Source organism: Actinacidiphila oryziradicis, from assembly GCF_005047355.1.
GTDB lineage: Bacteria > Actinomycetota > Actinomycetes > Streptomycetales > Streptomycetaceae > Actinacidiphila > Actinacidiphila oryziradicis.
Genome location: NZ_SUMC01000010.1, coordinates 174,171 through 194,345 on the forward strand (window position 1 = coordinate 174,171; position 20,175 = coordinate 194,345).

General features: G+C 69.5%; 19 protein-coding genes and 1 pseudogene. 16 read left to right on the forward strand and 4 right to left on the reverse strand.

From position 1 onward, the window contains the following. Positions 1 to 68: 68 nt before the first annotated feature. Positions 69 to 503: an acyl-CoA-like ligand-binding transcription factor gene (locus tag FCI23_RS14220; RefSeq protein ID WP_136723970.1), complete on the reverse strand. Its 435-nt coding sequence runs from the start codon at positions 501 to 503 to the stop codon at positions 69 to 71. A 496-nt stretch (positions 504 to 999) separates the two neighbouring features. On the opposite strand from FCI23_RS14220, the gene FCI23_RS14225 reads away from it, so the two are divergent. From FCI23_RS14225 to FCI23_RS14250, 6 genes are all read left to right on the forward strand, one after another. Then, on the forward strand, positions 1,000 to 1,680 hold the full coding sequence (locus FCI23_RS14225) for an LAETG motif-containing sortase-dependent surface protein (RefSeq protein ID WP_136723971.1): 681 nt from the start codon (positions 1,000 to 1,002) through the stop codon (positions 1,678 to 1,680). Between the two features lie 339 nt (positions 1,681 to 2,019). Beyond that, positions 2,020 to 2,382 (forward strand): DUF317 domain-containing protein, encoded by a 363-nt coding sequence (locus FCI23_RS14230; RefSeq protein ID WP_136723972.1) that lies wholly within the window; start codon positions 2,020 to 2,022, stop codon positions 2,380 to 2,382. Between the two features lie 1,201 nt (positions 2,383 to 3,583). After that, positions 3,584 to 4,792 (forward strand): site-specific integrase, encoded by a 1,209-nt coding sequence (locus FCI23_RS14235; protein WP_246143701.1) that lies wholly within the window; start codon positions 3,584 to 3,586, stop codon positions 4,790 to 4,792. A 1-nt stretch (position 4,793) separates the two neighbouring features. Then, the gene (pcaDC, locus tag FCI23_RS14240) at positions 4,794 to 6,080 is read left to right on the forward strand and encodes a bifunctional 3-oxoadipate enol-lactonase/4-carboxymuconolactone decarboxylase PcaDC (RefSeq protein ID WP_407645957.1); all 1,287 of its coding nucleotides are present in this window, start codon (positions 4,794 to 4,796) and stop codon (positions 6,078 to 6,080) included. An 11-nt stretch (positions 6,081 to 6,091) separates the two neighbouring features. Continuing rightward, positions 6,092 to 6,736 carry an MBL fold metallo-hydrolase gene (locus FCI23_RS14245; RefSeq protein ID WP_136723977.1) on the forward strand — a complete coding sequence of 215 codons (645 nt, stop codon included), beginning with the start codon at positions 6,092 to 6,094 and terminating at the stop codon, positions 6,734 to 6,736. A 344-nt stretch (positions 6,737 to 7,080) separates the two neighbouring features. Further along, positions 7,081 to 7,866 (forward strand): exodeoxyribonuclease III, encoded by a 786-nt coding sequence (locus FCI23_RS14250; RefSeq protein ID WP_136723979.1) that lies wholly within the window; start codon positions 7,081 to 7,083, stop codon positions 7,864 to 7,866. Here FCI23_RS14250 and FCI23_RS14255 read toward each other — a convergent pair. Further along, on the reverse strand, positions 7,791 to 8,624 hold the full coding sequence (locus FCI23_RS14255) for an SMI1/KNR4 family protein (protein WP_136723982.1): 834 nt from the start codon (positions 8,622 to 8,624) through the stop codon (positions 7,791 to 7,793). The genes FCI23_RS14250 and FCI23_RS14255 overlap by 76 nt on opposite strands. A gap of 205 nt (positions 8,625 to 8,829) precedes the next feature. On the opposite strand from FCI23_RS14255, the gene FCI23_RS14260 reads away from it, so the two are divergent. After that, positions 8,830 to 9,255 carry a DUF6278 family protein gene (locus FCI23_RS14260; protein WP_136723985.1) on the forward strand — a complete coding sequence of 142 codons (426 nt, stop codon included), beginning with the start codon at positions 8,830 to 8,832 and terminating at the stop codon, positions 9,253 to 9,255. 47 nt (positions 9,256 to 9,302) lie between these two features. Here FCI23_RS14260 and FCI23_RS14265 read toward each other — a convergent pair whose 3' ends face one another. Further along, positions 9,303 to 10,160: a helix-turn-helix transcriptional regulator gene (locus tag FCI23_RS14265; RefSeq protein ID WP_136723988.1), complete on the reverse strand. Its 858-nt coding sequence runs from the start codon at positions 10,158 to 10,160 to the stop codon at positions 9,303 to 9,305. A 244-nt stretch (positions 10,161 to 10,404) separates the two neighbouring features. Here FCI23_RS14265 and FCI23_RS14270 point away from each other — a divergent pair, with 244 nt between their 5' ends. The 7 genes from FCI23_RS14270 (at position 10,405) to FCI23_RS14300 (ending at position 14,857) form a co-directional block, all read left to right on the forward strand. Continuing rightward, on the forward strand, positions 10,405 to 10,806 hold the full coding sequence (locus tag FCI23_RS14270) for an ATP-binding protein (protein ID WP_136723991.1): 402 nt from the start codon (positions 10,405 to 10,407) through the stop codon (positions 10,804 to 10,806). Between the two features lie 29 nt (positions 10,807 to 10,835). Further along, positions 10,836 to 11,087 (forward strand): TfoX/Sxy family DNA transformation protein, encoded by a 252-nt coding sequence (locus FCI23_RS14275; protein ID WP_136723994.1) that lies wholly within the window; start codon positions 10,836 to 10,838, stop codon positions 11,085 to 11,087. A gap of 137 nt (positions 11,088 to 11,224) precedes the next feature. Then, the gene (locus tag FCI23_RS14280; protein ID WP_136723997.1) at positions 11,225 to 11,560 is read left to right on the forward strand and encodes a hypothetical protein; all 336 of its coding nucleotides are present in this window, start codon (positions 11,225 to 11,227) and stop codon (positions 11,558 to 11,560) included. A gap of 125 nt (positions 11,561 to 11,685) precedes the next feature. Continuing rightward, complete coding sequence (locus FCI23_RS14285) at positions 11,686 to 12,438, forward strand: amino acid ABC transporter ATP-binding protein (RefSeq protein ID WP_136723999.1); 753 nt, start codon at positions 11,686 to 11,688, stop codon at positions 12,436 to 12,438. Between the two features lie 31 nt (positions 12,439 to 12,469). Then, the gene (locus tag FCI23_RS14290; protein WP_322973834.1) at positions 12,470 to 13,354 is read left to right on the forward strand and encodes a glutamate ABC transporter substrate-binding protein; all 885 of its coding nucleotides are present in this window, start codon (positions 12,470 to 12,472) and stop codon (positions 13,352 to 13,354) included. 25 nt (positions 13,355 to 13,379) lie between these two features. Further along, entirely contained in the window at positions 13,380 to 14,024 is a 645-nt protein-coding gene (locus FCI23_RS14295) for an amino acid ABC transporter permease (RefSeq protein ID WP_136724004.1), read from the forward strand. Next, positions 14,021 to 14,857, forward strand: a complete 837-nt coding sequence (locus FCI23_RS14300; RefSeq protein ID WP_136724007.1) for an amino acid ABC transporter permease — start codon at positions 14,021 to 14,023, stop codon at positions 14,855 to 14,857. Before FCI23_RS14295 ends, FCI23_RS14300 begins: the two co-directional genes overlap by 4 nt. Here the strand turns inward: FCI23_RS14300 and FCI23_RS14305 are convergent. Then, positions 14,844 to 16,415: pseudogene (locus FCI23_RS14305) on the reverse strand (CocE/NonD family hydrolase). The gene FCI23_RS14300 and the pseudogene FCI23_RS14305 sit on opposite strands and share 14 nt — an antisense overlap. A 659-nt stretch (positions 16,416 to 17,074) precedes the next feature. Here FCI23_RS14305 and FCI23_RS14310 point away from each other — a divergent pair. Together FCI23_RS14310 and FCI23_RS14315 are read left to right on the forward strand one after the other, a co-directional pair. Beyond that, a complete protein-coding gene (locus FCI23_RS14310; RefSeq protein WP_246143705.1) occupies positions 17,075 to 18,961 on the forward strand; it encodes an RICIN domain-containing protein in 1,887 nt (628 codons plus the stop codon). Between the two features lie 197 nt (positions 18,962 to 19,158). Then, positions 19,159 to 20,052: an SGNH/GDSL hydrolase family protein gene (locus FCI23_RS14315; RefSeq protein ID WP_136724011.1), complete on the forward strand. Its 894-nt coding sequence runs from the start codon at positions 19,159 to 19,161 to the stop codon at positions 20,050 to 20,052. Positions 20,053 to 20,175: the final 123 nt, after the last annotated feature.

The window sequence follows — 20,175 nt, forward strand, 5'->3', positions numbered from 1 at the left end:
GACGATCACGTCGGCCGACGAACATGCCACCGACCGCGCTCACGAAACACCTCCCGCCCCGCCAGCCGTCAGGCTTCGGCTCCGCGCACCGCGACCGGGTCGCCGGCCGACGTCAGCGGGTGGACGGCGGTCATGGCCTCGTCGAGGAGCCCGGGCAGCGGGAGACGGACGTCCTCCTGGACCCAGGCTTCGACGGCGGCGTCCAGACAGCTCAGAGCGCTGGCGATCAGGGCGGAGGCCGCGGGGTCGGGACGGCCGGTGGTGGCCGACGTGATGCGGCGGGTCACCTCGGGCAGGAGCAGTTCCCGCCAGCGCCGGTTCCGCTCGTGAAGGCGCGCGCGGGTGGAGGGTGACTGCACGACCACCTGGGCGGTCTGCAGGGCGGCGCCCAGATCCTTGGCCTGCTCGCGGACCGGCGGTTCGAGCGCGTGCCGCAGCGCCGTCCACACCGGTTCGTCCTCCGGGCGCACACCAGGGTCACCGAGGTCGCCGAAGCCATGCACTGGTTCTCCGACAACTGGGTGTCCTGGGGCCACTGGACCGAAATGTACGAGCGCGCCGCCGAGGCCGGAGCGGCCCTGGGCGAGCCGTGCTGGAAGCCACCCACCGTAACCTCATTAGGCCGAGTGGTGCCAAGAATCGCGACCAGGTTCCAACTAACGTGTCCCGGCTCAGGAAGTTGTCCCTCTCGATTGCGTTCGATGAAACGGCGACTGGGTTACGTGAGAACGGGAGGCGGTCGGCGGCTGTCCGGGCCAGCGATGTGGATGAGTTTTGACGGTACTCGTCCGCGGCGAAGGCTGGCCGGTGGCGGCGATGGGGACCGGCGGACACGGCTTCCACGGCCGGGGCCGGTGCGTTGACAGATCGCCGGCGTGGAATGATGAGCCGCTCCGACCGGGCCCCCGGGCCCCTCGGAGCCTTCCGCGGGTGTGCGCCCGCGGCGAGCGGGGGCCCGAGCCGGGCACCCCTCGTGGAACGTTCCCTGGGGAGGGACTCGTGATATCCAAGCGTGCCGTCACCGCTGCCGCCGTGGCCGCAACAACTGCCGTGCTCCTGGCCTCCGGTGACGCCTATGCCTGCAGCATCGGCGACTTCACCGCGAAGGCGACGTGCGACACCAGCACGGGCGAGGCCCGGGCCGCCATCACGGTCACGGACAAGGACCCCTCCGGCACGCCCGCGGACATCACCGTGCGGATTCGGATGGCGAGCGGTGCCGACGGCGAGAACGTCGGCAGCGGGCACATCGACCACGCCACGGCGGAAGGCGTGAGCACGACGATCTTGGTGCCGTGGCTCCAGGGCTACCAGTGGAACGTCTCGGTGACGGCGGGCAGCCTCGTCGACGAGCGGCTGACGGACCTGCCGATCTCCCCGGACACCCCGTGCGTGCCGGCCGCCTCCCACCCGTCTGGCACCCCGACGACCGGCCAGGCCTCCTCGGCGTCGCCGACCACCACCGTGACGCCGACCTCTCCGGCTGCCGCCGCGTCGGTGGTCTCGACTTCCCCGGCCCCTTCGACGTCCGCGTCCGCGCCCGTTGCGGGGACCGGACTCGCCGAGACCGGAGGCGGCAGCGACACCAGTCTGATCGCAGGGTCGGCCGCCGCGTTGATCGCTGCCGGCGCAGGCGTGCTGTTCGTGATGCGCCGCCGCACGGCGGCCGGACGGCACTGACCGCGGGCCCGCGCCGGGCCGAGGGCAGGGGGCCGTACGCGTCTGACGATGCGTACGGCCCGTGCCCGTCGACCACCGGCTTGTACGGGTCCAGGCGGTAGCCCCCTGGGGGATCCTCTTCCGGGGCTCGGGCCAAGCCGAGTCCATGGCCTTGCGGACTGTCCGCCATGACAGGTTGTCCTTGCGCTCAAGCTCGCGGGAACCAGCCAGGCGGGCGGCGTGTCGCAGGTAGTTCGCCGACGGCAGACGGCAATGCCCGGATCGGACTGGAGATGCGTTGCGGAGACATGTCAAAGTCGACCTGTTCCGAAAAACAGCAAGTCGCAGAGGGGATAGCCCGTGAGCACCGATCTGGCCCGGCCCGGTTTCTCCACCACCGTGGAGGCTCTGCGGCTGCGTCACTGGCGGCTCGGCGCCGGCCAGCCCACCCTGGTCCTGGACCAGTTCACCGATGTCGACTTCAAGCTCGTCGTCGATGACCGGGGTGATGTCCACGTCAACTCGCGTGACGGCCGCTTCTATCTCGGCTGGTTCCCCGACGGCCGTCCCGGCACGACCGGCGAGGGATGGAAGCTCGCCGTCACCGGCACGGCTAAGGTCCCTGGCTACCACGTCACGTTCGACCCCCAGACCCCGGCCGGTATCGTCGCCGCCGCCGTGGCCACAGTGATCGCCACATCCCGCCGCGTTCCGTTCCCCTGAACCCGGGGCCGGACCGGCCACATCCCCGATGCTGGTCAGGGTGGAGGCGGCGCCGATCAGGGCGAGGAAGGCTCCGGTATTTCGACGAGCATCTCGTTGAGGGTGTGCATGCCCCACGACGAGTCGATCAGATCGACCGCATGCGCCCGGTAGGACACCAGACCACCTCCCCGTCACCAAGGTGAAGATTCTGGCATGAGCATGTTGTGTCTTGAATTGCACCGCTGGATCGCTGCTCCTTCAACAGGACTGGGACGCCCCCAGCCTGAGTGGCATACAAACTGCTGTGGTCCTTGACCGTGAGGTCGCACAGAAGCTGCGGTACCGGCAGTACTGCCGGATGCATGGCGCTCGGCGGGGATTCGCCCACGGCAGATGCGACTTTTCGAGATAGGTGGCACCAGGGTCGCGGGCTGACCTGGTCTTTGGCGGCGAAGTTGTCGCGCCGCTTGACATCAGAAGGTCGATTTTGTTGACACCTGCTGCAAGTTTTTAGCCCAGTTGTCACCAGAGGCGGGACGTTTCCGCTGGTCGCAAGAGTCGGAGACCATCCATCGCCGTCGGCGCGTGCCGCTGGTGCCAGTCAGCTCGATCCGATGTCACCTATCTCGAAAAGTCGCAGCAGACGAGAAAGCGCCCAAAGGGACTGGAATGTTTTCCAGGACCATGTCAACGTACAACGCCCCCCGAAAACACCAGGTCAGCAAAGGGTCACGAGACCCAGGCCCTAGCCGGGGCGCCAGTAGACCGGCGACTGCGCATCCCCAGATGCGGGCCAGCCTCTTCGCTACTCCCCGCCTCACCCGAGGCCCGATCCAGGAGCCCACCTCGCGCCTCAGTTAGAGGGGTCTTCGTCCGGAGCCTTCGGCGGCGATGCGATGGCGAGCTGTTGGTAACTGGCGGGGGGCTCGGGGGTCTTACGGGAGTGCCGAATGGCGCCGGCGGCCACCGCAGGGAGAAGGCGCAACATAGCCGACCATCGCCGGTTAGCCAAACCGGGGATCGTGACGACCATGGAGGGTGTTCGCATTCGGCTGCGCTTGGCGGTGGAGTCGTAGCGGACGCAGTAGACAGCGCCGCAAACCCCCGAGGAGAAAGAGGGCGGCACCGTTTGCGGCTGCCCTGATGACCGCGGTGCCCTTCGCTGAAACGCAGCGACGCCTCCGCCTATATGGAGTTTCCACGCCCTTAAGGAGAGTGAGTGGTCCTGTCCGACCCGATCAAGAAGCTCCCGCCGAACGCGAAGGGGCAGATCCGGTACCGGTTCGTGGTCGACGTAGGGATCGACCCAGCCACCGGGAAGCGCAAGCAGCTGACACGCACCTTCGACACGTTGAAGGCAGCGAAGGCCGAGTACGCACGCATCACGAACCGTCGCCACGAAGGGACGTTCGTATCGCCCAACAAGATCACCGTGAACGAATGGCTCGATCAGTGGCTTGCCAAGAAGGCGGAAGACCTGGAAGAGACTACGATCTACAACTATGCGGTGACCCTGGGCCGTGTCCGGGGGAAGCTTGGGCACATCCGGCTTCAGGAACTCACCGAGGACCACGTCGAGACGTGGATGACGTGGGCGCTTCGGGAGGGCCGCGTTCGTGGCGGCAAGGCGGGCACGGGCCTAGGGGTGACCTCGGTAGAGATGTCCCTTGCGCGGCTGAAGGACGCACTTAACCGGGCGGTGACGCGGCGCTTGGTCGCCGTGAACGTTGCCCAAGAGGTCACGATCCCTCGGAAGGCACGCAAGGCGGAGCGCAGGACCAAGAAGGTGTTGCAGCCCTGGAATGTAGCGGAGGTTCACGCCTTCGTGCTCGCGGTGAAGGACGATCGGCTGTATGCCCCCCTCCTTCTCTCCCTGATGGGCCTGCGTCCGGCAGAGGTCTGCGGCCTGCGTTGGTCGGACATCGACCTGAACGCGGCCACCCTGGACATATCCAACACGCGAACACTCATGGGTAACAAGACGGTGGTGGAGAAGGACACGAAGTCGATGGCGGGCGAGCGACTGCTCCCCCTGCCCGCGTTGGTGCGTGAGGCCCTGAAGGAGTTCCGCGCCACGCAGGCGGCCGAAAAGCTGGCGGCGGGGGAGGCGTACAGCGGCAGCGGGTACGTGATCGTGGATGAACTCGGCGCCGCGCTGAATGGTCGGCAGTTGCGCGTGAGGGCATACAAGATCATGGACGAGAACGGTTTTCGCAGGGTCCGCTTGTACGATGTGCGCGCGTCGTGCTTGACGTACCTCGCGAACAGTGGTGTCCCGGATCACATCCTGGCCCGGTGGGCGGGGCACACCAATGTGAAGACGACCAAGAAGTGGTACGTGAAGCCGGACGTGGAGGATCTGCGTCCGGCGGCGGAAGCCTGGGGAGGTTTGGCGAGCCTCGCGACCCCCTTCAGTGAGAAATTGTGAGATGTGGGAGCGTGAGCAGGTGAGTGACACGAACGCCGAAACCCTGCAGTACCGCTTTGACGGGCCAGAAGACGCCCCGGTCCTGATCTTGGGACCGTCCCTCGGTACTACATGGCACATGTGGGACCGTCAGATACCCGAGTTGATCCGGCAGTGGCGCGTACTGCGCTACGACCTCCCCGGTCACGGCGGCGCCGCCGCCCACCCGGCGACCTCCACGGCCGAGCTCGCCGACCGGCTGACCGCGACCCTCGACCAGCTCGGTATCGAGCACTTCGGCTACGCCGGCTGCTCCATCGGCGGCGCGATCGGTCTCCAGCTGGCCCTGCGCCACCCCCACCGGGTCGCTTCGCTGGCCCTGGTCTCCGCCGCGGCCCGCTTCGGGACTCCCGACGCCTGGCGGCAGACCGGCGTCATCGTACGGGCCAACGGGCTCGGGCAGATCGCTCAGGGCACCCCCGAGCGTTGGTTCACGACCGGGTTCCGGGCCGCCCAGGGCGGCATCGTCGACTGGGCCGTGCAGATGGTGAGGACCACCGACCCCGGCTGCTACATCGCCGCCTGCGAGGCGATGGCCGCGCACGACTGCCGCCCGGACCTGGACCGGATCACCGTGCCCACCCTCGTCCTCTGCGGCGCCGATGACCCGGTCACCCCGCCGGCCGACGCCCGGGTCCTGGTCGCCGCCATCCCCGACGCCCGGCTCGCCGTCGTCCCCTCCGCCTCCCACCTGGTGCCGGTCGAGCAGCCCGCCGCCGTCACCGATCTCCTCGTACGCCACTTCGGCACCGCCTGGAACGAGCCGCCCGTCTCCGCCATCTCCGCCGCGCTGCCCACACGGATCCTGGCCGGTGCCGACCCTGCCGCCGTGCCCGCCGATGGTGCCGGATCCCCGTACGACGGCCGGCCGGACCCGTACGAGAACGGCATCAAAGTCCGCCGTGAAGTGCTCGGTGACGCCCACGTCGACCGGGCCGCCGAGAACGCCGACGACTTCACCGGCGATTTCCAGGAGTTCATCACCCGCTATGCCTGGGGCGAGGTGTGGGGCCGGCCCGGTCTCGACCGCCGCACCCGCAGTGTCATCACTCTCACCGCGCTGGTCGCCCGGGGTCACTACGACGAGCTCGCCTTCCACACCCGCGCGGCACTCCGCAACGGCCTCAGTGCGGCCGAGATCAAGGAAGTGCTCCTGCACACCGCCGTCTACTGTGGCGTGCCCGCCGCGAATTCGGCTTTCGCGGTCGCCCAGCGAGTCATCCGCGAGGAAACCGCTCCCCAAGGGTGAAGATTGACTCCATGAAGTTGACCAAGAAGGGCCACGCCTGCGTCCGCATCGAGCAGGAGGGCCGCACCCTTGTCATCGACCCCGGCGCCTTCACCGAGGAGGATGCCGTCGCCGGCGCCGACGCCATCCTCATCACGCATGAGCACTTCGACCACTTCCAGGAGGACCACCTCCGCGCCGCCCTCGACGGCAACCCCGCCGCCGCTGTCTGGACCCTCGCCAGCGTCGCCGACCAGGTCTCCGCGGCCTTCCCCGGCCGCGTCCACACCGTCGGCGAAGGGGACACCTTCACCGCCGCCGGCTTCGACATCGAAGTCCACGGCCAGCTCCACGCCGTCATCCACCCCGACATCCCCCGTATCACCAACGTCGGTTACGTCATCAACGGCTCCCTCTTCCACCCCGGCGACGCCCTCACCGTCCCCAACCGCCCCGTCGACACTCTGCTCCTGCCGGTGCACGCGCCCTGGAACAAGCTCTCCGAGGTCATCGACTACGTCCGGGCGGTCAAGCCGCAGCGCGCGATCGACATCCACAACGCCCTCCTCTCCGACATCGCCCCCGTCGTCTACGACCGCATGCTCGGCCCGGAGGGCCCCGGCGTCGGCGGTGCGGAGCACCTGCGGCTGGCTTCGGGGGAGCACGTCCAGCTCTAGGGCCTGTCCGGCCGATCTCCGTGGGAGAAGGAGCGGGGTCTGGCGCCTGTGATCGCAAGGCGGAGGAGGGAGGCGACGCGGAGCGTCGTCGACTGACGACAACGCCGCGAGCGCTGGTGCCAGGGCACGCGACGCCGCGGAGATCGGCCGGACAGGCCCTAGGCCGCCTGCGGCGCTTTCCCCTCCGGGGGCTCCGCCCGAGGACCTGGGGGCCCGGGGGCTCCGCCCCCAGGTCCTCAAACGCCGGACGGGCTGGGTTCAGCACCGTTGTGGGCAGGCGTGCCGCAGGCCACGGGTCCAGGGGTCAGCCCCTGGTGTCGGCGGCAGCCGGTAAGTTGGCCGGCATGGCACTACGTATTGCGACGTGGAACATCAACTCGATCACGGCCCGCCTTCCCAAGCTGCTCGGCTGGCTGGAGGCCAGCCGGCCGGATGTGCTGTGCCTCCAGGAGCTGAAATGCGCCGAGGACGCCTTCCCGTACGAGCCGCTGCGCGAGCTCGGCTATGAGGCCGCGGTGCACGGCACCGGCAGGTGGAACGGGGTGGCGGTGCTGTCGAAGGTCGGCCTGGCCGAGGTGGCGCACGGCCTGCCGGGGGAGCCGGAGTACGAGGGGGTGCTGGAGCCCCGGGCAGTGGCGGCGACGTGCGGGCCGGTGCGCGTGTGGTCGGTGTACGTGCCCAATGGCCGCGAGGTGGAGCACGCGCACTACGCGTTCAAGCTGCGCTGGCTCGGCGCGCTGAAGGCGGCCGTGACCGAGGACGCGGCCGGGGAGCGCCCGTTCGCGGTGCTGGGGGACTACAACATCGTCCCGACGGACGACGATGTGTGGGACCCGGCGCTTTTCGTGGGCCAGACGCATGTGACGCCGGCTGAGCGCGCGGCGCTTGAGGCGCTGCGCGAGGAGGGGCTGAGCGATGTGATGCCGCGCCCGCTGAAGTACGACCGGCCGTACACCTACTGGGACTACCGCCAGCTGGCGTTCCCGAAGAACAACGGCCTGCGGATCGACCTGGTGTACGGCAATGAGCCGTTCACCAAGGCGGTCGGCGACTCCTACGTGGACCGGGAGGCGCGTAAGGGCAAGGGCGCCTCCGACCACGCGCCGGTAGTGGTCGACCTGACCCTCTGACCGGGCCCGGGCCGGCCGGCCGGGGTGCGCGGGAAGCCGACGGCGAAGCGGCCGCCGAGGCGGCGCTGGAATTCGATGTGGCCGCCACGCAGCCCCGGCGGGGACGGCAGGTGCAGGGTGGCGGGAGCGGCGACCTCACGCAGGTCGACGACAAGGGCCTCGTCGGGCAGCCCGGCGAGCACGGCGGCGAGTTCCGGGTCCGCGCCGGGCCGGGCCTGCAGCACGGGGACACCCCGTAGATCGGGCCGGTAGGAGAAGACGTGCGCGGCCTCGGCCAGCCGCTCCAGGACGGGCTCCTCGTCCGGCGCGGCGCCGAGGGCGGCCCGGGCCAGCCCGGTCACCCAGTCGACCAGGGACGGCGCGACATAGGCCCAGGTCTCGCGGAAGTCGGCGGTGGCGGCGAAGACTCGCCCCCAGGCGCCGCTCGCGCAGTCCACGTCGACGAACAGGGCGTTCCCGCCCGCCTCGTGCAGCAGGTGCGCCGAGCCGGGAGGTCCGATCGACCAGCCGCCGGGCGTGAGCCCCCGCTCCGGGGCCAGCCGGTACACAGCCGCCTCCTCGGGTGCCCCGACCCGGAACCCTCGCACGCGGCGGACCAGCTGCCGCACATCCTCCGGCAGCGGTACGCCCCAAGCGGCGATCTCGTCCTCACCCGCGCCCGGCGCGAGCTGCATCGCCCGTGGCGCGCGCTGGGCCAGTTCCGCGAGCATCCGCCAGGCCCGGACGGCCGACCCGGCCGCCTCCGGTCCTGCGTTCATCGCATGCCCCTTCGTCCGCCGGGCAGGCCTTACGTAACGTATTGTGCGGCAACGGAACGTATACATCACGCGTTTCCGGCACCGTGTCACGTTCCGTGCGGGCCCGGTGTGCTCGCGGCCAGACGGCGATGGTGTCACGCCCCCGGATACGGAGCCGGCCCGGGAATCACTCGATCCGGGGTGGTCCTGTGCCACTCTGAGGATTATGGAGATCCCCTTTATGGACAAATGGCGCAAATGGCAGACACCGGCGCGTGGTGTCTCCGTCATGGCCCCGGAGGGCGCCATCGACCTGCTCGGGGAGTGCGACCTGCTGCGCGCACAGGCGTCGGCGGTGGGGATCGAACTCGATGACACCGTGGCGTCGCTGGAGCGGCTGGACCAGCTGCTGCCGCGCTGGCGCGACGACCCGGACGCGCTCAGCTGGCTGGGGAACGACGCGGGACTGTACCTGGGCACGGTGATCGTCCGCACCGTGCCGGGCGCCGCCTGGCAGGTATGGCCGAACGGGCAGCCGGTGGTGCGGCTCGCCTCCGGGCGCGAGATCGACGTCGTCGCGAACGGCCACGACTGGGCGGAGAGTGGCACTCCCGAGCTGTCGCAGCTCTACTTGGAGGCGTCGGAACGGTAGGGCAGGCGCCGGCGCCCCGCCCCGGAGCCGCCGGCGAGGATCCGCGGTCAGATGGCGCGTTCGGCGTCACCCAGTGTCGCCGCGAAGAGCCGGTCGAAGCCGTACGAGAGACAGCCCGGCGGAGTGGGCGTCAGCCGGTAGACGAGCGAGGTCCGCGCGTCGCTGCGGCAGCCGATGACGGAGGCGAACACCGTGGCGTCCAGCCGGATCATCCGCCACACCGGCGGTGTCCGGTACCGGTACACCTCCAGCCGTACCGTGCCGAGTTCCGCCATCTCGCCCAGCAGGTCCTCGGAGAAGCGCAGACTCGCGGCCAGGAAGCGCGGTGTCTCACCGATCTCCTCGGCGATCCGGGCGACGGCCGGGCTGTCCGGATGCAGCAGCAGGACCCGCACATGCGCAATCGAGTCGCGGCCCTCGCGGATCAGCGGGCCGCGCAGCAAGGAGTCGCCGAGCGCGAGCATGCCCAGCGCCCGTACACCGATCACATCCACCGTTTCGGCGGTCGCGGCGAGCGAGGTGATCTCGGATCCGGCCTCCGGCTTGGTGCGGGCGATGGCGGCGACCTGAGGGTGTTCCAGCAGATCCCTCGGCCCATGCCCGGAGAAGCGCAGGGGCGCGAGCCCCATGAGCATGCGTGCCGCGTCCGGCATGCCCAGGCCGAGGGCTATCCGCTCGAAGACGTCGATGCGCACGACCGATCGGCGACCTCTGACGATTTCGTTCACCCGGCCCTGCAACAGGCCGGTGGCGGTGGCTATACGTGACTGGCTGGCGCCGCCGTACTGCTGGGCGAAGCGCAGGATCGCCCCCGCGTCGCGCTCTCGCAGGGCTTCGTGGATCTCCGTACGCTCCCAGGCCCAGGCGGGAATTTCGACAGTAGCACCGGAAGCCGGAGCAGACATGGACGAACACTCCCGACGGCGAGGGCGGCCCACCCTGGCGTTACCAGGGGGTATATCGCCGTGAGAATAGCGCTGGGGTATGGCGCACACACGGTCTTCACAGGAATGCTCGGCGCCACCTGCAACCCATTGAGGTGGGCAAATGAGTGAAAACCTGGCCGCACAGGCGCCAGTCCGGCGATTCGCCGAAGGTGATTCATCGGATGTGACCGCGGAGCCCCCTCCTGAACCTTCCCTCGAACCGGTGGATTACCCGCCGACGACGACACTCGTTGGCGAGGTTTTTCTGCCTTGCGACGAACAGGCCTCCGGCCAGGCCCGCCGGATCCTGTCGGCCACCCTCGACGTCTGGGGGCTCGGTCACCTGTTCGAGACGGCGAGTACCGTGCTGGCTGAACTCGTCAGCAATGCCGTACGGCACGCCGGGGGGCGGCAGATCGGTCTGACGCTGTGGCGCAGGCTCACCCTCGTGCACATTTCGGTACGCGACTGCTCCCGCGCGCTGCCCTGTCTGATCATGACCGGGCCCTTCCCCACCACCGCCGAGAGCGGACGCGGCCTCCAGCTCGTCGCCGCCCTCACCTTCCGCTGGGGCACGGAACTGCTCCCGGGCGGCAAGCGTGTCTGGGCCGAGATCGCGGTCTGACGGGCCGTCGGGCAGTGCATGATGTCGGAATGGACTCCCTGCAGCAGATGCCCAATATCGGATCAGTCCTCGCGGGCCGGCTGCGCCGTGCCGGTGTGACGGACTCCGAGGAGCTGCGCCGCCTAGGAGCGGACCGCGCCTTCGACAGGATCCGCGCGGAACTTTCGGAGGACGCCCGCACCCACACCTTGCTGGCCCTGGAAGGCGCTATCCGCGGCACCAGATGGACGGCCATCCCCACAGCGGAACGAGAGATCCTCGTCAGCCGCGTGCTGGGCTGACGCGCTGGAATCTTGATCCTGTCTTTGTCAAAACCACAGGCTCAGCACAGCACTGTCACACCTTGGTGGGATGGACTCATGCGGGTCGAACGATCCCCGGGCGCGAGCGCGCCCGACCCCTGAGGAGCCATTGATCCATGACTCGTGTCCTGCGGACCCGCCGCCGCGCAGTGCCCGCCGCTGTCGCTTTGCTGGCTGCTTCGACCCTGTTGCTGGCCGGATGCGGCTCCAACTCCTCCTCGTCGAGTGGTAGCGGCTCCGCGAAGAGCGGCTCTTCGAGCTGTCCGAGCGGCCGCCCCGGCGGCGGTCGTCCGTCCGGGATGCGGAGCGGCGGCGCCCGTCCCAGTGGCTTCCCGTCGGGGAGCGGCAGGCCGTCCGGGATGCCCAGCGGCTTCCCTGGTGGCAAGGGCGGCGGTGGTTGCGGCTTCGGCGGCCGGGGCGGCGCGGCCCCGCAGGCCTCGCAATCCTCCTGATCGGGGCCAGGGCCGGGGTGACCCGGCCCTGATCGCCCGACCCCCGGGCGCGTGATGAACGCGTCCCGGGGGGTCGGGGCGTGTCGGGGCCGATATGCCCGTTTGCTGTGGATAGGTTGCCATCCATGGCCGACGAAACGGGCGATCCGCTGATCGTGCTGTCCGCAGTCAACAAGCACTTCGGGCCTTTGCATGTGTTGCGGGACATCGACCTGACCGTCGGCCGCGGCGAGGTGGTCGTGGTCATCGGGCCGTCCGGCTCAGGAAAGTCCACGCTCTGCCGGGCCATCAACCGGCTGGAGCCGGTGGAGTCCGGCACGATCACCATCGACGGAGATCCGCTGCCCGCCGAGGGCAAGGCGCTGGCCAGGCTCCGGGCCGATATCGGCATGGTCTTCCAGTCCTTCAACCTCTTCGCGCACAAGACCGTGCTGGAGAACGTCACACTGGCGCCCGTGAAGGTCCGCAGGCGCAGCCGCGCGGAGGCCGAGCGGCGGGCCCGCGAACTACTGGACCGGGTCGGCCTTTCCGGGCACGCCGACAAATACCCGGCCCAGATCTCCGGCGGTCAGCAGCAGCGCGTCGCCATCGCCCGGGCACTGGCCATGGACCCCAAGGTGCTGCTCTTCGACGAGCCGACGTCCGCCCTCGACCCGGAGATGATCAACGAGGTCCTCGACGTCATGCGGCAGCTCGCCCAGGACGGCATGACGATGGTCGTCGTCACCCATGAGATGGGCTTCGCCCGAGCCTCCGCCAACCGGGTCGTCTTCATGGACACCGGCAAAATCATCGAGGACCGGCCGCCCGAGGAATTCTTCACCGCGCCCCGCAGCGAGCGCGCCAAGGACTTCCTGTCCAAGATCCTCCACCACTGAGCGCGGGGGCCCGGACATGCACGGCGCGCGTATGATCCTGTGCTCCGCCCTGGCCTGCGTCGCCCTGCTCACCGCCTGCGGCAAGTCCGGCAGCCCGCCCGTAAAGGGTCCCCGCTCGGAAGATCTGCCCACCTACACGGTGGACGGCACCTTCTCCCTCCCATCGTCCCCGGTCTGGGGAAGGGCCCACCGCCGCGGCGGGGTCGTCGTCGGCGTCAAGGACGACCAGCCGTACCTCGGTCAGCGCGACCCCTCCACCGGCACCTACTCCGGCTTCGACATCGAGATCGCCAAGATGATGGCCGCCTCCCTCGGCTTCGGCGTGGACCACATCCAGTACGCGGCCATCGCCTCCGCCAACCGCGAAACCGCGCTCCGCAACGGCCAGATCGACTACTACGTCGGCACCTACACCATCAACGCCCTGCGCAAGAAGCAGGTCGGCTTCGCGGGCCCGTACTACCTCGCCGGGCAGAGCCTGCTCGTAAGACGCAACGAGAAGGGCATCAACGGACCCCAGGACCTGAACGGCAAGAAGGTCTGCTCGGCCGCCGGCTCCAGCTCGATCCAGCGAATCCAGGCCGACTACCCCAAGGCGGTGCCGGTCGCCTATGACAGCTACGCCGTCTGCGTCGACAATCTGCTGACCTACCAGGTCACCGCCGTCACCACCGACAACACCATCCTCATGGGTTTCGCGGCCAAGGCGCCCAAGGAACTGAAGGTCGTCGGCAGGCCCTTCTCCGAGGAGCCCTACGGCATCGGGGTGCCCAAGAGCGACCGGGCGTTCCGCCTCGCCCTCGACACCGCCATCGTCGCCCATGAGAAGAACGGCGACTGGCGGAAGGCCTACGACGCGACCCTCGGCCTCTCCGGGATCCCGGCGCCCGCCCAGCCTCCCGTGGACCGGTACTGAGAGGGCCGCAGCACATGGACGTGACATGGACGTACTGACCCAGAACTTCTCCCTCTACGCCAACGGCTTCCTCGGCACCGTCGAACTCACCGTCTACTCCGGCCTGCTGGCCCTGGCCGTAGGCATCGTCATCGCGGGCTTCCGGGTCTCCCCGGTCAGGTCGCTGCGCGTCTTCGGCACAGCCTGGGTCACCGTGCTCCGCAACACCCCGCTGACCCTGCTGTTCTTCGCGGTGCTGCTCGGGCTGCCGCGCTTCGGCATCATCCTGCCGTTCAAGACCTTCGCCGTATCCGCCCTGACCGCCTACACCTCCGCCTTCATCTGCGAGGCGGTCCGCTCCGGCATCAACACGGTGCCGGGCGGCCAGGGCGAGGCGGCCCGCAGCCTCGGGATGACCTTCGGCCAGACGCTCAGTCTGGTCGTCATGCCGCAGGCCTTCCGGGCCGTCATTCCGCCGGTCGGCTCCACCCTGATCGCGCTCGCCAAGAACTCGGCGATCGCCGGGTCCTTCTCGGTCACCGAGTTGCTGGGCACCTACCGGCCGCTCAACGAGCTCGGGTACAGCATCGTCTGGACCTTTGTGTGGATCGCCGTGGGGTATCTCGTCATCACCCTGTCGATCAGCGCGCTGTTCAACGCGCTGGAGAAACACTTTGGGGCCGCCCGGTGAACGGCACCGCGCTGTACGACATCCCCGGGCCCAGGGCGCTGGCCCGGCACCGCCTCTACGGTTCGCTGGCCGCGCTGGTGCTGCTGGCCCTCCTCGGCTGGGTGGTCTGGAAGCTCTTCGCCACCGGGCAGTTCGAGGCCGTCAAATGGCGGCCCTTCGAGTACACGGGTATCCAGCGGCTGCTGCTGAGGGGCCTGGGCAACACGCTGTCGGCGTTCGCCTGGGCGGCTGTACTCTCGCTCGCCTTCGGTGCGGTCTTCGCGGCCGGACGCCTCTCCGAGCACCGGCCGGTCCGCTGGGGCGCCACGGTCGTGGTGGAGTTCTTCCGGGCGATGCCGCTGCTGGTGATGATCTTCTTCATCTTCATCGCCCTGAAGGTCCCGCCCATGACCGCCCTCGTCGCCGGGCTCACCCTCTACAACGGTTCCGTCCTGGCGGAGGTCTTCCGCTCAGGCGTCAACTCGGTCCCGCGCGGCCAGCGCGAGGCGGCGTTCGCCCTCGGCATGCGCAAGACCCAGGCCATGGGGTATGTGCTGGTGCCGCAGGCGGCGCGGGCGATGCTGCCGGCCATCATCAGCCAGCTGGTGGTGACGCTGAAGGACACCTCGCTGGGCTTCCTGATCTCGTATCAGGAGTTCCTGTACGCCGGGAAGCTCATCGCGGCCAATCTCGACTACGACCTGCCCTTCATCCCGGTCGTGATGATCATCGCGCCCATCTACATCGGGATGTGCATGCTGCTGTCCTGGCTCGCCACCTGGGTCGCCCGCCAGGAGCGCCGCAACCCGAAGGTGTCCGCCAGGACGGTCGTCGTCCCGGTCACCTCTCACTGACCGGGACCGACACCTTGGGGGAGGTGAGGGCCAGCGAGCTGAACGCCGGGTTGTGCTCGATGTACAGCGGGTCCACCGTGTCGATCACCAGCGCCAGCCGGTGCCCGGCCGGGACGTCGTACGCGGTGGAGAAGAGCTCCAGATCCACCCCGAAGGACGTGCCGGGGGACCGGCCGGTGAACGTGTACGGGGCATGGGTGATCAGCTTGCCGGTGCCGAGCGCGTCCACGTCTTAGAGGTAGGCGATGAAGGTGCCCTCGGCGGCGCTGGGTGTCACGGTGGTGCTGAGCTTCACGGTGCCCCGGATGCGCTGGGCGGTGGCGTACCCGCCGGTCTGCCAGACCGCCGCCACGGCGCGTGGCAGCAGCGGTACGGAGACGACGGGCGGTGCCTGCGCTATCTGGTCCAGCAGGCTGGTGAGGAAGATGACGCCGCCGTCGGCCCCGGAGTCGATGTTGGTGGCGATCGTCCTGGTGCCGCCGAAGCGCAGCTCGCGGGTGGCGGTCGGGACGGCGGACCAGGCGGCGTAGCCCTCGTAGCCGTCCGATCCGTTACGGGACTCCAGCTGGACCGGGGCTTGTGTGTCGATCCCGTTCGGGGCGCCCTTGAGGTAGTGGTCGAACCAGCGGTGGGCGTCGGTCCACACGTCGTTCGGTAGCCCGAGCAGTCCGGTGGCCTCGGAGGTCGCGTGGTCGCCGGGGCGGAACTCCAGCCGCTTGGGGACCGTCAGCCTGTCGTAGAAGTCGGCGTAGGTGTTGGGCGGGAAGATGCTGTCGCCCCAGGAGTTGGCCAGCATGACGGCCGCGCCGCCTCCGTTGATCTGGTCGAGGTACGTGGCGGGGGAGCGGAGTTTGCCCCAGGCGGTGAGCTCGTCCTCGTTGTCGTACACCGGGCCGAGGAAGTCGGCCAGCACCTGCTGGAATTCGGCGCTGGGGCGGCCGGTCAGGTAGGCGGATCCGCCGAGCAGCGCTGCCGACTGGAGGTGCTGGGTGCGCCCGGAGAAGATCGACGCCACCAGGTCCGCCCAGCCGCTCAGCGCGGTGACCGCCCTGATCCGCTTGTCGTGGGCGGCGCTGAGCAGACTGATGCCGGCGCCGTAGGACACCCCGGCCATCCCGATCCGGGCGGGGTCGGCGGGGGTGTTGGCCAGCGTCCAGTCGATGACCGCGGAGGCGTCGGCGACGTCCTTGGGACCGGCGACATCGATCTCGCCGCCGGAGAGCCAGAAGCCGCGGGGTGTGTAACTGACGACCACATAGCCGGAGTCGGCGAGGCTGCCCGCCTGGGCGAGGTACTCCAGGTCGTTGATGCCCCAGCTGCTGGGGAGCACGATCACCGGGTAGTGCTGGGAGCCGTCGTAGCCGGCCGGGGTGAAGACACTGCCCTTGAGGGTCACCCCGCCGGAGCCAGGGATGTCGGTGAACCTCACCGACGCGGTGGCGGCGGAGGACGCCGCTGCCACTGGCGCTCCCTGGGCGGCGGGGGCGGCGAGACCCAGGGCGGCGCCGGCGGCGAGGATGAGGGCGGAGACGGAGGCGGCGGTGCGGGTGGTGTTCATCTGCGGCTCCAGTCACACCTGTGTAAGTGACTGGAGAGTAACTACTCGGGCTTACCGTCGGTAATACCCGCGCATGTTACGCGGAGGTAACGATTCCTCGCGGCGGCGCGACGGTGCCGCGTGGCCGCACGGCATGGTGGAGCGCGTACTCGCACCGCGCCGACGTGCGGTTTCGTCGTGCGGTACGGAGCCGGGGTTGCGTGGATCCTGTGTGGATTGTGTGTTCGCTCCGGCTTCTGCCGTTATGCCGCTCATGGGGGGCATCCCGCATTCGAAGCGTTTCGGTGCTTCCGAGTCGGATTCTGGGTCCCGGTGCGCGGGCCGCTGTTTGACTGATCGTCAATAACCTTTGTACGCAGTCAAGTCGTAGCATCGAATCCCTTGTTCCGAGCCTGCTGAGTGTGCAAAAGTTCGGCTGTCGGCACGCGAGCAATAACTATTACCGTGTGCCTGTTCGATGTGAGCTTCGTTCCGGCTCCAAAAGACGTTCGGGTGAAGAAGTCCCGACGCGAGGCCCTGCCTCCCCGGGAGCGCTGCCGCTATGTCGGCACTGGTCGCGTCGGGCCTGAGGGTGTTCGTGGATTTCTCCCGTTACCGCGCGGTCCTGATGGGCCGTACCATTTCCCGGCTGTCGGGTTACGGAAGGAAGGCGACCAGTGATGGATCCCCGAGGCTCCAATTCCGGCGGCGTCGGTCACCTGACCGAGGAGTCGGACCAGAGCCTGGCGGCCGAACTCAGGGGGAGTTCGGGGATGAAGCCCGGCGACTACCCCGTCACGGAGCTGCTGGCCCGGCACTGGGAGCCGGTATTTGAATACGCGACATTGTGCACCGGTTCCACCCAAGCCGCCGGAATGCTCACAACCGCGGCCTTCACAAGGGTCTTCGCCGAGGTACAGCGGCAGACCGGCCTGACCGCCGTGTGGCGGCCACGGCTGCTGGCGACCGTGCGGGCGATCGCCCGGGAATGGGACACCGATCAACGCCGTACGGCCCTGCACCCCGGTCTGCGGACCGGTGCCAAGGGCCGGGGCAGCGCGGACGCGCGGTTCACCACACCCGAGGACAGACGACTGGTCTTCCGGGCCTTCTCGGAACTGCCCAAACCCGCGCAGTGCCTGCTGTGGCACGCCGAGGTGGAGGCGGAGGACGTGGCCGTGCCGGCCCGGCTGCTCGGCCTCGGCCACGATTTCCACGGCGTGCTCGCGCAACTGGAACAGGCCCGCGAGCTCCTCCGCGACGGCTGCCTGCAGGCCCACCTGGAGCTCGCACCCGACGACAAGTGCCGCCAGTTCAGCCGCCTGCTGGACGTCTCCGTGCGGCGCGGCGGCACCGGCCTCGACCCCGACCTGCGGCGCCACATGGCACGGTGCGACCACTGCCGCTACACCGCCGTCCAGCTCGACCACTCCCGCGGACGGCTGGCCCTCTTCCTCGCCGAGGCGGTGATCGGATGGGGCGCCCGGGACTACCTCGGCTCCCGGCCTGCCCGCCGCGCCGCGCAACTGGGAGCCATCCCGGCTACCGCCCCCACTTCGGCGGCGGCAGCCGTACTCGTACCGGTGCCGGACGCCTCCGGGCGCGACGTCGGGCCCAGGCACTCGGTGGGCGGACGGCCGCGCGTCGGGTCCCGGGTGCCCGCCGGTAGACAGGCCCTGGGTGCCGTCCTCGACAGACGCCCGGTGCTGGCCGGTCTGGGGATCGCCGGGGGCGGTGTGCTCGCGCTGACCATGCTCTTCGGTGCCCTGTCGGGGCACAGCACTACCATCGGTACGACGTCGGGCGGTACCACCGTCGGCGCGGGCGCGGCCTCTCCCGCCCCGGACCCGGCCCAGTCCCAGGCCGCCGCCGGTTCGCTGGCGGACGGTGCGATGAGCGGCCGGCTGCGTAATGCCGAGACCGGCCTGTGCCTCGGTATCCACGGCGGCCAGCCCGAGTTGCACGCGGAGGCGGAGGCCGCCACGTGCACGGCCTCCCAGGCCCAGCAATGGTCGTACGAAACCGACGGGCTGCTGCGCAGCCTGGCCGACCCCGATCTCTGCCTCAACTCCCACCAGGACTTCGCGCTGGAGCTGGGCACGTGCACGGCCGCGTCCGAAGCGTCCGCCGCGGACGTCCGCTACGACCTGACCATCCAGGGCAATCTGATTCCGCAGTGGAACCAGCAGCTCGCGGTGGTCCCGGTCTCCCGGGAGCGCGCCGCGGCCGCCGTCCTCAAGTCCCGCGACGGCTCGGCGGCCCAACGCTGGGCGCTCGACACGTCGGGGCCCTCACCCCAGTACCAGTCCGTCGGTCTCACCGTCGTCGGCTCCCTGGCCCCGGTTGGGGTAACCCTCCCCCCGGCCCGGCCCACGCCGACAGCCAGTGCCACGCCCACCCTCTCGTCCTCGCCCTCGCGTTCGGCCACGGTCTCCCCGTCGCCGTCCTCCGCCGGCCCTTCCCCGACGACCGAATCGCCGTGCGGCGGCTACTGCGCTCCTGGCGACGGTTCCTGGGGCGGCGGCGGTGGTGGCTGGGGCGGGGGAGGCTCGCGGGGCGGCCACTGAGGCCGGTCGGGGGCGGCCATGGGTCAAGCCCGGCGCCGGGCAACACCCGCCCGTCCGTCCCCGGGGTGACGACCAGGACAGAGCGAGGCTGCCGCCGGGCCAGCTGAGCTGGCCGAATGACTTCCTGTCACACCATTGACTCCAGGCTCCCGCCGCACGGAGTCTTTCCTCGTCAGTAACCACGAGGGGGAGGGCCCATGGCTCACACAAGCACCGGCACACACACCGTCAGACACACGGCAGTCCTCGCGGCCGCCGCTCTGGCCCTCACCATCGGCAGCGCCGTCCCCGCCGCCGCCCAGCCCCGCCACGCGCGCTACGAGAGCTATGCCGCACTCGGCGATTCCTACGCCTCCGGCCCGCTCATCCCCACCCAGGTGGACGCCAACTGCCTGCGTTCCGACCATAATTACCCCTCGCTGACCGCCGCGCGGCTGCGCCCCGCCGCCTTCGCGGACGTCAGCTGCAGCGGCGCCACCACCGCCGAGATGTGGCAGGCCCAGGGCACCAACCCGCCGCAGCTGGACGCTCTGACGAGGCGGACCACACTCGTCACCGTCCAGATCGGCGGCAATGACATCGGCTTCGGCAGCATCATCCGCACCTGCGCCGGCCTCGCGGCCACCGACCCGACCGGCAGCCCCTGCACTAAGTACTACAACTCCGGCGGCACCGACCAGCTCCAGCAGAATATCCAGCTGACCGCCCCCAAGATCGCCGCCGTACTCGACGCCGTCCACCACCGCGCCCCGCGTGCCCACGTCGTCGTGGTCGGCTATCCCGACCTCATGCCCGAGGACGGCATCGGCTGCCGCCCCGCCGTCCCCTTCGCCGACGGCGACTTCGCCTACCTCCGCGACACCGAGAAGCGGCTCAACGCCATGCTCTCGTCGCAGGCGCGCGCCTCGCACGCGACATATGTCGACACCTACACGGCCACCATCGGCCACGACATGTGCAAGGCCCCCGCCGATCGCTGGATCGAACCCCTCACCCCCGCCTCACCCGCCGCCCCCGCGCACCCCAACGCGCTCGGCGAGCAGGCGATGGCGGCGGCTGTTCTCGACCGGCTGAGCTGCCTGCGCCACTAGTGTCTCGTGATCCTGCAGTCGTTACTTTGATCGATGGGGCTCGTTGGTTCTGGCATGGAGCTCTCTGTGGAACAGACCGCTGAGTTGCGGGAGTTGGTGAACAGTCGCGACGTGCCGGCTGTC